The sequence below is a fragment of the Plebeiibacterium marinum genome (assembly GCF_026013615.1).
GTDB lineage: Bacteria > Bacteroidota > Bacteroidia > Bacteroidales > Marinilabiliaceae > Saccharicrinis > Saccharicrinis marinus_A.
The window spans coordinates 58,238-71,882 of the sequence record NZ_JAPDPI010000028.1 but is presented as its reverse complement, the minus strand read 5'-3'; the positions used below and the strand labels follow the sequence as shown (position 1 = coordinate 71,882).

At 34.3% G+C, this 13,645-nt stretch carries 17 protein-coding genes; 16 read left to right on the top strand and 1 reads right to left on the bottom strand.

Annotated elements, in window-relative coordinates:
- Positions 1-88: 88 nt before the first annotated feature.
- The gene (locus OM074_RS13870) at positions 89-331 is read right to left on the bottom strand and encodes an Arm DNA-binding domain-containing protein (RefSeq protein ID WP_301200413.1); all 243 of its coding nucleotides are present in this window, start codon (positions 329-331) and stop codon (positions 89-91) included.
- A gap of 712 nt (positions 332-1,043) precedes the next feature.
- Between OM074_RS13870 and OM074_RS13865 the strand changes: the two genes are divergently transcribed.
- The 16 genes from OM074_RS13865 (at position 1,044) to OM074_RS13790 (ending at position 13,637) form a co-directional block, all read left to right on the top strand.
- Positions 1,044-1,277, top strand: coding sequence for a DUF4248 domain-containing protein (locus OM074_RS13865; protein WP_301200411.1), 234 nt, complete (start codon positions 1,044-1,046; stop codon positions 1,275-1,277).
- A 94-nt stretch (positions 1,278-1,371) separates the two neighbouring features.
- On the top strand, positions 1,372-1,593 hold the full coding sequence (locus tag OM074_RS13860; protein ID WP_301200409.1) for a hypothetical protein: 222 nt from the start codon (positions 1,372-1,374) through the stop codon (positions 1,591-1,593).
- Positions 1,594-1,921: 328 nt separating this feature from the next.
- Entirely contained in the window at positions 1,922-3,040 is a 1,119-nt protein-coding gene (locus OM074_RS13855) for a hypothetical protein (protein ID WP_301200407.1), read from the top strand.
- Between the two features lie 41 nt (positions 3,041-3,081).
- Positions 3,082-5,781 (top strand): CHC2 zinc finger domain-containing protein, encoded by a 2,700-nt coding sequence (locus tag OM074_RS13850; protein ID WP_301200406.1) that lies wholly within the window; start codon positions 3,082-3,084, stop codon positions 5,779-5,781.
- Between the two features lie 285 nt (positions 5,782-6,066).
- Positions 6,067-6,477, top strand: a complete 411-nt coding sequence (locus tag OM074_RS13845) for a DUF134 domain-containing protein (protein ID WP_301200404.1) — start codon at positions 6,067-6,069, stop codon at positions 6,475-6,477.
- Complete coding sequence (locus tag OM074_RS13840) at positions 6,474-6,791, top strand: NifB/NifX family molybdenum-iron cluster-binding protein (RefSeq protein WP_301200402.1); 318 nt, start codon at positions 6,474-6,476, stop codon at positions 6,789-6,791. The genes OM074_RS13845 and OM074_RS13840 overlap by 4 nt, the downstream gene beginning before the upstream one ends.
- Positions 6,792-6,795: 4 nt before the next feature.
- Positions 6,796-7,002: a DUF5320 domain-containing protein gene (locus OM074_RS13835; protein ID WP_301200400.1), complete on the top strand. Its 207-nt coding sequence runs from the start codon at positions 6,796-6,798 to the stop codon at positions 7,000-7,002.
- 344 nt (positions 7,003-7,346) lie between these two features.
- Positions 7,347-7,715: a NifB/NifX family molybdenum-iron cluster-binding protein gene (locus tag OM074_RS13830; RefSeq protein WP_301200398.1), complete on the top strand. Its 369-nt coding sequence runs from the start codon at positions 7,347-7,349 to the stop codon at positions 7,713-7,715.
- 12 nt (positions 7,716-7,727) lie between these two features.
- The gene (locus OM074_RS13825; RefSeq protein ID WP_363320268.1) at positions 7,728-8,570 is read left to right on the top strand and encodes a damage-control phosphatase ARMT1 family protein; all 843 of its coding nucleotides are present in this window, start codon (positions 7,728-7,730) and stop codon (positions 8,568-8,570) included.
- 7 nt (positions 8,571-8,577) lie between these two features.
- Positions 8,578-9,450 carry a nucleotide-binding protein gene (locus tag OM074_RS13820; protein WP_301200395.1) on the top strand — a complete coding sequence of 291 codons (873 nt, stop codon included), beginning with the start codon at positions 8,578-8,580 and terminating at the stop codon, positions 9,448-9,450.
- A gap of 9 nt (positions 9,451-9,459) precedes the next feature.
- A complete protein-coding gene (locus OM074_RS13815) occupies positions 9,460-10,326 on the top strand; it encodes an ATP-binding protein (RefSeq protein WP_301200393.1) in 867 nt (288 codons plus the stop codon).
- Positions 10,305-10,919: a peptide deformylase gene (gene def, locus OM074_RS13810; RefSeq protein WP_301200391.1), complete on the top strand. Its 615-nt coding sequence runs from the start codon at positions 10,305-10,307 to the stop codon at positions 10,917-10,919. Before OM074_RS13815 ends, def begins: the two co-directional genes overlap by 22 nt.
- A gap of 48 nt (positions 10,920-10,967) precedes the next feature.
- On the top strand, positions 10,968-11,744 hold the full coding sequence (locus OM074_RS13805; protein ID WP_301200389.1) for an Mrp/NBP35 family ATP-binding protein: 777 nt from the start codon (positions 10,968-10,970) through the stop codon (positions 11,742-11,744).
- Between the two features lie 24 nt (positions 11,745-11,768).
- Complete coding sequence (locus OM074_RS13800; protein ID WP_301200387.1) at positions 11,769-11,942, top strand: 4Fe-4S binding protein; 174 nt, start codon at positions 11,769-11,771, stop codon at positions 11,940-11,942.
- A 4-nt stretch (positions 11,943-11,946) separates the two neighbouring features.
- The gene (locus OM074_RS13795; protein ID WP_301200385.1) at positions 11,947-12,684 is read left to right on the top strand and encodes a DUF4405 domain-containing protein; all 738 of its coding nucleotides are present in this window, start codon (positions 11,947-11,949) and stop codon (positions 12,682-12,684) included.
- Entirely contained in the window at positions 12,681-13,637 is a 957-nt protein-coding gene (locus OM074_RS13790; RefSeq protein ID WP_301200384.1) for a hypothetical protein, read from the top strand. Before OM074_RS13795 ends, OM074_RS13790 begins: the two co-directional genes overlap by 4 nt.
- Positions 13,638-13,645: the final 8 nt, after the last annotated feature.

Below are 13,645 nucleotides of genomic sequence, written 5' to 3'. Positions count from 1 at the left end.
AAATACTCATTTGCTTGCAGAATTATAAACTTAAGAATAAAAGCTTATTAACTGGTTATCAACAATCTATTCCATTTTTAAGGATTGACTAAATACTGAAAATTTTTGTCCTGGCTGAATTAATGGCCTGATTTAGTTTATGATAATTCTTATCAGCAGATTTTACTAATTCTTTATCCGAATCCCATGCTCTCATTTTAACTTTATGGTTAAATGAAAGATCAACACGCTTTGCATTATATGTTATTCTCAAATAAAGCATTCCTAATTCAGGATCCTTCTTAGTAGTCCTTGTGAAAAATTTCACATAAAGCATCTGGTTTGTAGTCATTGCAATTGTTTTTTATTGTGTATAAAAAAATCAAACAGGAGTCATACTTTGTATAACATACCCTAATCACAATCAATATCAATCAAATTCAATGGCTATCAATATCACCTCAAGCTCGTACCACACTCAATATCAACAAGTAGCACACCCTCAAGTGTAACCAAATATAGAAAATTTCCAAGTTACACTCAAGTTACACCTGAGATTTAAATTAAATTGATTTAAATCAATTTACTAAAAAACAAAAAAGCTTGTAAATCATACGATTTACAAGCTTTTAACTTCTTTATTACCTGAAAGGTGTGAACCCAAGCGGTCAAATTTCGAACTATATCCTTGAAGATTTAGAGGCAATTTCTACTGTAATCCGTAGCGGAGTACTTGATTAACTTATTAGAATTCGAGATATGTTAATTAATCCGCTACAAATAAATTCAAGCGAAAACTTTCAGCAATTTTCAGCTAAAATTATATATTTGCCTTTGCTAATTGTCAAGGGTATAATTTTTATAATTATGCCGAAAATACATGTCGATTCTTTTAAAACAAGCTCCGTTCAGGGGCTTTTTGTGTTTATAGTCCCTAAGTGTTTTTTGATTTATTGCCTTATGTTTCGATTTATTATGCGAAATATCAAGGTTCTACAGTTGTATTCTATTCTCAACATCAATTCCTCTAAAAAAAATCAATTATCTAAATAAAATTCATCGCTATGATAAATCGCAGAACAATATTAAAGCAAGAGTTAGTAACAAAGTTATATCCTAATAGTGTCTCAATTAAATCTGCCATGCAGCATCTAAGGCGTGAAATAGACACATGCCCCGATTTAAAAAGGCAGATTGCGAAAGCTGGTCATACTAAACGGCACTACTACAACAAGCAGCAACTTTTATTAATACTCGAACATTTCTGTGTTGAGCCAGAAGAATTTGAGGAACTGTAATCTTTATCAAAGCAATCAATAAAACTCCACCCGAAAATTGAATAGCTTTTATTTAAGCACAGATAAATTTTTGTTTCATTAAAAACTAATAAATATGAAAAACAGAACATTTAATGTTTCGGCAGATTTGATGGTTGAATTTGCCGGATTATTGGGAGAGTATGAACTTGAAGGTGCAATCATTGGCACAAATGAAGATGATGAAATCCTTGTTAAAGTAGAATACGAACCAGAGGAACACAGCCAGGCTATTATTGAAATGATTGACTATTTGGAAGACCTGGATGATGATTACTCGGAAGAAGATGATGAGTAAGGTAATGGTAAGCTATGGGTTACTAAAAACAACCCATAGCCTAAGTCTAATAGGATAAGAATCCCTCTCTTTTGCTCAATAGTATTGAAAAGTCTATTAGAAGTAAGTCAAAGAGAAAATCACAAATGGAGTTTTTAAAAATAATAGATGACCAGTCACTATTTAATAGCTTCAACATTTAAATATGTTGCTGTTTGATAGGTTTTTATTGCTCACAATAGGTAATAATCGCTGCAAAGTTGGTCGAAATAGCTTTTTATAAAAAAATGTACCTGACCAATAGCATTTAATACCATAAGAATTAAGTACAACATAAAAAAATGCAACAATGAAGGAAAAACATAGCAATTTGCAAGATGCCATATATCGGAATTTGCAAGAAAACGCAACTTACGCTTATGAAATATTAGTCGAAGACAATTCAGGACTTATACTGATTGTACCAAGAACCAATAATATTGAAGCTTTTAATGAGAATATGAAATCTGCTAAAGATATTGTCAATCAAGACGGCGGCAATATCAAAGTCGATATTTATCGTGGTAAAAGTCCAAAAGCAGGATTAGTTACACGGTACAACATTGGTTTAGAGGAGAACAGGAAAGCTGAGAAACCTGTATCAAATCTGGCGCAGATAGAGCAGGCGGTTGATATGGCAATTAAAAAATACCAATTGAATAATAATATAGGTGGATTGGGAAGTATTGAAAACTTCAATTTGTTATTTGGTGCATTAACAGGAAATGATGCCGACAAAGAAAACAACGGAAATGCCTTAAGCGGATTAGCAGGACTATTGGGAGCAGTAAATAATTCCCGGTATGAAAATTCTTTAATGCAGTTTGAGAAAAAATTCAGCGATTACAAACAGGAAACCGAACTCAACTCTTTGAAAAAGCAGTTACTTGATATAACTTCTGAACGAGATACCCTCAAAAAACAAAATCAAGAATTAGAAAAGGCAAATTCTGAGTACAAAACAGAGGTGTCAGAGCTTGAAACCAGACTTGCCGGGTATTCAAACACAGAACTATTAAAACGTGTAGCAACGGGTGTACTCTCAGGAATTGGAAGCAAGATACTTGGAAATAGCCCAAAGGCTGCCGAATTAATGGGTTTATCAAAAGATGAGTTACAAGCTGCCCTGGGTTTTGTTGAAGAGGATGAAGAACTACATGGACATTCTTCCATAACCCAACACGATGTTGACATAGAAGAAATGCCTATCCCAAAAACAGAGCAGCAAAAACAAATCTTTAATGCCATAAACGATACTGCAAAAGCACTAAAACAAAGCGATATTCAATTTGCTATTTATATGATAACAATAATTGGCAATTGCATGGAAAGCAAAGAGTTGACTAAGAGCATGGTTCAGCATCTCGAAAAGGAAAAACAACGTTTGAGCATTGAGGAAGATGATGAAAGCGCAGGGGAAGAAGAATAAAAGGATTTAAACAGCCAGGTTATGGCTCAATAACAATACAGATGCAAACAATTGAAAAAGTAAAGCAAATTGATATAAAAGCACTTATTGAAAAGGAAACCGGAACTTGCTTCAATAAAACTAATCAACTGGAAAAATGTCCTTTTTGTGGTAGCGGTAAAGGCACGAATCATTCTCCGGCTTTTAGCATTAAAAAGAAAAACAATTTCTTCAAATGTTTTTCATGTGGTTCCGGTGGCAGCACCATTGATTTCTTGATTTCTCTAAATTCAGGTTGGAACGAACATAAGGCTATCAAATATTTACAGGAGGAATATCTCGGCATTAAAGAGACGTTTCAACCATCACAGAATGTAACAAGTGCTTTCGACAAAATGCTTTTTGCGATAAAAAACAATCCTAAAGAAACTGCTACTGATTACCTAAAATCTCGTGGAATTAGTTTTATAGATGATTTGCCTGACAATAGTTATTGGTACGATTCACACGCTGATGCCATTGTTTTTATTGATGCCAATAATCAACTCATTAACCGCAGGATGATTAATCCTAAAAAAGGTAAGCCCAAAGCCAAAAATAACGGAACGTTAAATGGCAGCATCTATGATAAAATGTATAATCCCGATTATGATGTTGTTTTCATACAGGAAGGCGTTGTAAATGCATTATCAATGAAAGGCTGTTCATCCATAGCTTTGTTTTCCACAGAGAATAAAATCAAGAATCCTAAAATCCTTCAAAAGTATATTGAAGGGAAAATCGTTGTTTTAGCAATGGATAACGATAGTGCAGGAAATAAATGTGCAGAGTATTATCAAGATTATATTTTATCCAACCGATTTGACATTAAATCACTACGTAGGTTAATATTACCGGAGAATAAGGATGCCAATGATTTACTTCAAGACAAAACAATTGTTGATTTTCTTCAAAACATGAACAATTACCAATTGCTTTGGGAAGATATTATTAATAAGCCTATTCCAAAATTCAGCATTGATGAACTGGCCGACATCGAAGAATACAACTTTTATAAGAAAAATGGATGCTACTATGCCAATGAGTTTCATAAAAGCAAACCTGTTGAAAGAAAGCTATCCAACTTCCTGATGGATTCGGTTTATCACTTAATGGATGGCACAAAAGAAAGGAAACGGTTAATTAAGTTTCAACGAAATACAGGAGAGATTACAGTAAATGAAATAACAAGTTCGGAGCTTAACCTCGATAAGTTTAAGAAAGTAATTCGTAGCATATCAGGGCGTGGCTTAACTTTCTTTGGGAACACACAAAATCTTGACACTATCCTTACTTACCTGTACGATAATGAGAAAAATGCCATTACTGTAAATCAGCTGGGTTATCAGCAAGAATCAAAAACCTATTGTTTTGCAGATGCTACAATAACCCATGATAATAAATTGCTTTATCCTGATAAGCTCGGCATTGTAAATCATGGCAAATCCGCCTATTATTTGCCTCCATTTGCATACACAAACCTTGACGATAAAAGTTATTCCGGACAACGTAAATTTACATACAAAGCAGGAAACCTGAACTTTAAAGAATGGTCGGAACTGATTTATAATGCTTATGGTATTAATGGCGCAATTGGTATATCCTTCATCATACTTGCTTTGTATCGTGATTTTATACTTGAACTTACAGGCTTTTTCCCATTCCTGTTTCTGTTTGGAGACCAGGGTGCTGGTAAATCAAATTTTGTCAACTTTTTTCTACATCTGTTTGGCGAACCGAATCATGGCATATCATTACTAAACTCAACTGATAAAGGTTTTTCTCGTTCGCTTACTCAACGAAATAATGCACTTTATTATCTGAAAGAATACACTAACGCAATTGATAAGAAAACTGTTGATGTTTTTAAAACAGGTTACGATGGAGAGCTTTACACTATGGCTCAAAAAAGTAACGATAATAAAACCACAACGTTTGAAATTAGTTCTGCCTGTATGGTTGATGGCAACGAGCTGCCCACATCTGAAGCTGCACTGTTTGCCCGAATGATAGTACTACATTTTGAGGACAATAAGTTTTCAGATGAAAGCACCCATGCTTATAAAACCCTTATAAAAGAAAAAGAACAAGGTTTTTGCAACATAACCAGGGAACTTCTAAAATACCGGAATGTAATTGAGACGAAGTTTAAAACGGTGTTTGATTCTATTTTTTACGAACTTAAACCGGAAATAACAGCTGTTACTGAAATTTCTGACCGACAGATTAAGCACATAGCTTTATTGCTAACTCCGGTCCAGCTATTAAAAAACAGTTTGGAACTTCCATTTGATTATTCAACATACAAACAGTCCGCTATTGAGAATACAATTAAGCAAAATGAGATGGCCAGTACCATTAAAGATGTCTCCATATTTTGGGAAGCCATTGCTTTTAAACTGAGCCAACCAAAAAGTGAGATTAAAGTAAACACGCATTACTTAAAAGACCCGGTAAATAAGAACCTGTTTATTAAATTTCCTCTCCTGTTTCCATATTACAAGGAATATGTAAAAAAGAATGGCTTAAACGATTTGGATGCGAACTCATTGAAATCATTGCTTACATCAAAAGGCAATACATCTTTTATTCAAAATACAACGCAGAAGTCGAGAGATAAAGCAATTAATAAAAAACCGTTAGGGAGCTGTTATCGGTTTAAATATGAAGATATACCCGAAAGTATGGGGATAATAATAAATGATGTTGAACTGAACTTATAATACCGTTCTAATCGGTATTTTTTTTGTCCTTTTTAAACTTGCAAAGATGTTGAATAAAAACCTTTGTTAACTATGTTAACCGTGTTAACCAAATATATTATTTTACTGTATATTAAACTTTTATCGGTTAACATGAGGTAAACATGGTTAACATATTTCCCTTTGTACCGACCTGTAGACAATGTAATATAGAATTAAAAAAAAGAATCAATAAATTTTCATAATGAGATATATCTCATTATATTTGTAATGAGAATATTCTCGTTTAAATATTTAGTTGTCTGTATGCCAAGGCGTAGAAGGTTAAGAAAAGTGATTGCTCCTCCTGGATTTAAAGGATATAAACCTTATGGGGCAAATCATTCTAAAAATGAATTTATTGAATTGCTTTATGAAGAATACGAAGCTATAAAATTGTCGGATTATGATTTTATGAACCACGAAACAGCAGCAAAAGTGATGGGCATTTCCCGTCCAACCTTTGCAAGAATTTACGAAAGTGCAAGAAGAAAAATTGCAAAGGCAATGGTTGAGGTAAAAGAAATCAGAACGGTTTATGGAAACGCATTATTAGATAAAAACTGGTATGAATGCCATGTATGCAATGCACGATTTACTATACCTAAAACACAAAACAAGCACTGCTGTGCAATGTGTTCATCTATTAATATTAATCTTTTAAAAAATGATATATGAAAACAATAATAACATCATCTGGAAATATAACAACTGCGGTTTTTGATAAGCGTTTTGGTAGGGCTGCATGGTTTTGTATCTACGATGAACAAACCGGAGAAGCAGAGTTCATTGAAAACGTGAATCTCAATGCATCTAATGGTGCAGGTACGAAGGCGGCTGAAAAGGCTATTGAATTAAATGTTAAAAAAATAATCTCAGGCGACTTTGGCCCAAAAGCTAAAGAGCTGTTGGATAAGTTTGAAATTCAAATGGTCATCTTACAAGATGACAACTTAACAATTGAAAATATCATTAAAAAACTTAAAAATTAGAATTATGCCAAGATTTGATAGAACAGGCCCAGAGGGACAAGGTTCTCAGACAGGCCGTAAAATGGGGAAATGTAATCCCAACAATCGGGAAACTACCGAACAAATTGATGTTAATGAAACTTCTCGTGGATTAGGAAGAGGGTTTGGCAGAAGAACAGGTAGAGGTGCAGGTAAAGGTTTGGGTAGAAGGAATGAAAGGGGGAACGCTTGATTTCAAGTAGTTTAAAACTCAGTTTTAGATAATCGTGTATCCTTCTGGTATGCGATTATTTAATTCAAACAACGGGTATTCCAAGGTAAAAGCATTGACATTTAATCTTTTATCGGGGTTACTACCTATTTAGGTAGGTTGTTAGCATATTCTAAACCTGAAGCAGCAAATAAACCAATTCTTAATGTATTGGCTTTTTCCGAAGCAAGCTTTATTTATATAACATTGGCAGACCTTGTACCGCAAATACACAGAAAAACCAATTTCAAAGATTCTTTAGCACAAGTAAGCCTGATTTTAACAGGTATGTTAATCATTTATAACATTAGAAAAATTTATTAAACATGACAAAAAAAATTGCTGTGCCTGTTAACGAAACAGGAATACTGGATGCTCATTTTGGGCATTGTAAGTTTTTCGCATTGGTAAATACCGATGGCGATAAAGTTATTTCAGAAGAAAAAGTTGTGCCTCCCCCACACGAACCTGGTTTGTTACCTCAATGGTTAGGTGAGAAAGGCGTAACAGACATTATAGCCGGAGGGATGGGTCAAAAAGCTATTCAACTGTTTAACCAAAACGGAGTAAATGCTTTTGTTGGTGCGCCCCAACTAAATGCCATTGAATTAGTGAAAGGACACTTAGACGGTACATTAAATTTTACGGCTAATTATTGCAATCATGATGCAGATCATGAATGTGGTGGACATTAATATAAAATTTGAATGAGACCAGAGTGTTATTTTTGTCACATAAAAACTGTGAAAAATCTGCTTGCTAAGTTTAATCCTCCAAAAACTGTTTCGGAGGATTTCATCTTTTCAGTGCATGAAATATTGGGGGATAATCGCAGTATGATTAATCCCAAATTAGCAACTAATATTCAACGCTTTGCAAAACAAAAGTTGAATACCAAAGATTTGTATGCTAGTGAGAAATTAAGTGCTAATAAAATATTATTAGCTGATTATGAGTATTGGAGGAACTATATCGACAACAGTAATAATCCTTTTTATACAGCAGTTAGACTTGCCGTAGCAGGAAATATTATAGACTATGGGGCGCACAGCGTAAATGGAGATATTAAGGAACAAATAAAAGATTTAATAAACACTCCCTTTGCTATTGACAAATCAAAAGAGTTCAAGAAAGCTATTGATAAAGCTGAACGGATATTATATCTAGGTGACAATGCCGGGGAAGTATTTTTCGACCGATTACTGCTTGAAACTATACGTCATCCTAAAGTAACTTTTGTAACAAGAGGAGCGCCTGTAATTAACGATGTTACAATAGAAGACGCCAAACAGGTTGGTATTGATAATATATGCGAGATAATTGATAATGGGTTCGATGCACCATCAACTTTGTTGGAGTTTTGTTCTGATGAATTTAAACTGGCATATAATAGTGCAGACTTAATCATTTCAAAAGGCCAGGGCAATTTTGAGGGATTAATGAACGAGAAACACCCAAACACATTTTTTCTGCTTATGGCAAAATGTGAACCAATGGCAGAAATGCTGGGGTGTAGTATGAATGACCTTATAGTAACTCAGTTAAATTAATATTGACATGTCATACAAAATTGCAATAGCAAGTGGAAAAGGCGGAACCGGAAAAACAACAGTTGCAGTAAACTTATATGCCATGCTACATAAAGTATTAGGCAATAAAATAGAACTGGTTGATTGTGATGTGGAAGAACCCAATGATCTTATATTCTTTGAGGGTGCGATTAAGGAAAAACAGGAAGAGGTTTTTCAATTAATACCTCATATTGATACAGATAAATGTACTTTTTGTCGTGAGTGTGTTGATTATTGCGAGTTTAATGCCATTGTTGTAATACCACCTGTAAATTTTGCCGAAGTAAACAAAAGCCTGTGCCATTCCTGTGGTGCTTGTATGGTTGCTTGCAAGCATAACGCAATAACTGAGCATCCTGAAACAATTGGCTGGGTAAACTCATACCGGACAAAAAATATCAATGGCTTAAAAGAAGGCAGGCTCAAAATTGGTTCTGCTATGCAAACTATGCTGATTAAAGACCTCAAAAAAAGAGTGTCGGAAAATAATGAAATTGTAATTTTTGATGCCCCTCCGGGAACGAGCTGTCCTGTGGTAGAAACTATTAGCGATGCAAATTACGTGATACTTGTCACAGAGCCAACCCTTTTTGGTTTACATGATTTAAAATTAATGGTAAACCTTATGAAAGAAGTAGAAATACCTTTTGGGGTTATTGTGAACAAAGCTGGTTTAGGCAGTAATGAAGTATATAAATATTTAAAAAATGAAGGCATTAAACTTTTGGGTGAATTGCCTTTTAGTCGGGACTATGCAAGCATTTACGCAAAAGGAAATATTGTTGAAAACACACCTGATAACATAAAACTCAGTTATGAAAAAATAGTTGAGAATTTATCACATAAACTAATGAAATGAACATGAATTATGAAGGAGATAACTATTTTAAGTGGTAAAGGTGGAACAGGAAAGACAACCATTGCAGCTGCTTTGGCTTCGGTAGCTAAAAATGCTGTTTATTGCGATAATGATGTGGATGCTGCCGACCTTCATTTGCTTTTCAATCCAACAATACAGGAAAAATACGATTTTTCAAGTGGGTGGGCAGTTAGCATTGATAGCGAGAAATGTAATGCCTGTAGTTTATGTTTACAACATTGTCGTTTTGATGCGATTCATCAGCATGACAATGGAGAAATATATATTAATTCCCTGCAATGCGAAGGTTGTCGGTTATGTGAACGTGTATGTCCGAATGACGCAATATCTTCAATTGAAAACACAAGCAATCATTGGTTTATTTCTAACTCTCGGTTTGGAACATTAGTACATGCTGAAATGGGGCCAGGTGAAGAAAATTCAGGCAAACTGGTTAGTCAGGTTCGTAAAAAAGCAAAAGAAATCAGCCAGAATTTTAATGGTGACTTTATTATTAACGATGGCCCTCCCGGAATTGGATGTGCAACTATAGCTTCATTATCTGGTACTAACCTAGTTTTACTTGTAATTGAGCCAACAAAATCGGGATTGCATGATGCTGTTCGTCTTGTAGAATTGATTAACTCGTTCAATATCGAAACTTATGCCGTCATCAACAAATTTGATATTAACAAGGAAGTTGTAAACGAAATTAAAACCTTTCTTAATGAAAGTAATATCCCTTTGTTAGCTCAAATTCCTTTTGATGAAAAAATGGTTGAAGCGATGACTCTAGGACAAACTATCGTTGAATATCAACCTGAATCAGAAATTACAGAAATCATAAAAACGGTATGGAAAAGATTGATGAACTAACAAATAAATCCTTACCGATTATAGCCTATGGTAATCCGGTTTTGAGGCAAAAAAGCCGGAACATCTACGATAGGGATATTTTGGTAGATAAACTTATTGAGGATTTATGGAATACGCTTGAAATATCAGGTGGAGTTGGGTTAGCTGCTCCTCAAATTGATAGCCAGCTTAACGCATTTGTTGTAAAAAGTACCTTAATGTATGATGAACTGGAAACAAATTACCGTAAGAAGTTATTTTGTGGCGACAAGGGTATTGAAGAAGTTTTTATAAATGCCAATATATTAGAATATTCCGAAGAAACAAACAAACTGACCGAGGGTTGCCTTAGTATCCCAGGAATAAGTGAAGATATAAAACGACCATGGGATATTATTGTTGAATATCTTGACAAAGATTTTGTTTTACATCGAAAAATGTTTTCCGGCTATACGGCAAGGGTTATTCAACATGAATTTGACCACACAAAAGGTTTGCTTTTTATTGACCATCTATCTGCTTTAAACAAAAAACTTACGAGAAATAAACTTAAGCAAATAAAACAAGGCAAAATACCAACCGATTATCCCATTCAATATTTAAAATACAGATAGCATGTTACAGCATATAGCTTTTGAAATAAAAGATAAGTAGAAGTAATTATGGCAAATTATTTAGATAAAGTAAAACACATAATCCTTGTTGCGTCAGGTAAAGGAGGGGTTGGAAAATCAACTGTTGCAACTAACCTTGCCGTTGCATTAACAAGAGAAGGCTTTTCTGCCGGGCTTTTAGATGCCGATTTATATGGACCATCTGTGCCTTTAACACTTGGCGTAAGTGACCAACACCCTCAAGTAGAAAAAAAAGAAGAGGAAGAAGCAATTATACCAATTTCTAGATATGGTGTAAAAACCATGTCGCTTGGTCTGATAATGAAAAAGGAAGATGCTATAATCTGGCGTGGGCCAATGGCTTCAAAAGTTTTAACACAGTTGCTTGAAAATACCGTTTGGGGCGAACTGGATTACCTTGTAATTGATATGCCTCCAGGAACAGGAGATATCTGTATTACCCTTTCACAGAAATTGCCACAAGCAAAGGCTATTATAGTAATTACTCCGCAACAAATGGCTGTTGCTGATGGGCGAAAAGCTGCCAATATGTTCAAAACCGAAAAAATTGATATTGAAATATTGGGTATTGTAGAAAACATGTCGTGGTTCACACCCGAAAAACATCCCGATGAAAAATACTATTTATTTGGAAATGGAGGAGGTATTGAACTTGCCAAAGAGCTTCGTTGTCCTTTGTTGGCTGAAATACCGCTTGTAAGTGATGTTTGCGAACTTGGTGATACTGGTAAAACGGTATTTGCATCAAACAGCAAATTAATTGTACAGGCTTTTGAAAAGCTGGTAAATAAAATAAGCAAATAATATGTTAACATAAAAATTAAAATTATGGAGTATCCGGTAGTAAATAAAGAAGAATGCACTGGTTGCGGTGTATGCGTAGAGGTGTGTCCTATGGCCGCTATAGAATTAATTGATGGTAAAGCGCAAATTAACAATGAGAAATGTCGTAACTGCGGCTTATGTTTAGGAGAATGTCCTGTTGGAGCTATTAAAGATTAATACTATGAAAATCAACAAACCAAAATTAAATTTATCAATAGACATACTCATGTTTATGTTAATAATACCAATTGCTGGTATTGGTTTTCTGATTAAATACGTGCTTGTTCCTGGCTTTAAACGAAATGATATTTATGGACGTGATGTTGAACTTTACTATTGGGGTATTGACCGACACCAGTGGGGAACAATTCATTTAATCCTGAGTTTTGTCCTGCTCTTTTTATTGGTACTTCACATTGTATTTCATTGGAAACAGATTATTGGAATTTTTAAAAAGATGGTACCAGCAAAAGCATTGCGAGTTATCCTAGGCTCATTATTGGTATTATTCACGTTTGTTTTTGGTATTGTTCCTTTTTTTCTTAATCCCGAAGTTGATGAAAGTGTCTTAAACCATGCTCACAATAGTAAGCATGGTAAAGGCTATTCTTTTGAAGAAAGGCAATATAAAAACAAAGTTGAAGCAAAACCTGACATAGGACAAGACCAAGAAAAAATACCAGATGTAGAGCATCATACGGAGCTCAAACATGCTCACCAATCAGATATCGAAATATATGGGAACATGACTATTAATGAAGTTGCAGAAAAGTACAATGTTTCTGCACATGAACTGGCTAAAAGCATTAATGTACCTACTGGTAACAATAATAAAAGATTGGGAAGATTGCGTAAACAATATAATTTTCAGTTAAATGATATACGAGATTACATAGAGAGCAAAAACATGAAGGAATGATAAATGAACTAAAACATCAAATAATGGATATGCAACAACAATTTTCATCGAAAAGCCATTTAATTTCAAGGAATAAAAATGGAAATATTGATACCGTTTTAGTTGGCGAAGAAATAATTCTTGAAACATCTGTCGGAAATCTTATTCCAAGATATACCCTTGATGATGACTCTGGGAGAAAAAAGGAAGCCCCTGTAAAATTTTATAAAACAGGTGAATTAAAATCGTTGCCTTTAGAAAAGTTAACAGAAATACCCACTTCGGTTGGAACTATAAAATCCGAGTTGGTAATATTTTATAAAAGCGGTGCTTTGTATCGTACCTTCCCTTTAAATGGAAAAGTTACTGGTTTTTGGACGGAAGAGAATGAATGTGAATTGGCAGAAATCATTGATATACAAACGGCTGTGGGTGAAATTAAAGTTAAACCAATCTATTTGCAGTTTTATGAAACAGGTGAGCTAGAAAGCTTACTGTTTTGGCCTAATGAGCATGTGAAAATAACAACAGATATGGGCGAAATGCTTATTCGAAAGGGTATTTCTTTTTATAAAAACGGAAAGGTAAAAGGCTTTGAACCCCTAGAAGAACTTGCCGTTAACAGTCCTATTGGCAAATTAAAAGTATTTGACCCCGACCCAAACGGCATTCAGGCAGAAAGTCATTCTTTATGTTTGAACGAAGACGGTTCTGTACAAAGTGTTATCACCTCATCTAACCAAATAGTAGTTAAAAAAGGTAGTGTTGAATACAAAAGGTTTTCACCCAAACTTGTAACAAGTTATTGCAATGAGAATGCTTTTTTTATATCGCCCCTAAAAATAGTATTTGGTGACAATTCATTGGTATTTAACAACATTAATGAATCTACTGAAAGTGTCTCCAAGGAATTGAATTACAAAATAATAGATTTTGTGCCCGATAAACCCATTTCGTGTTTTGGATGCGAATAATAATGTAA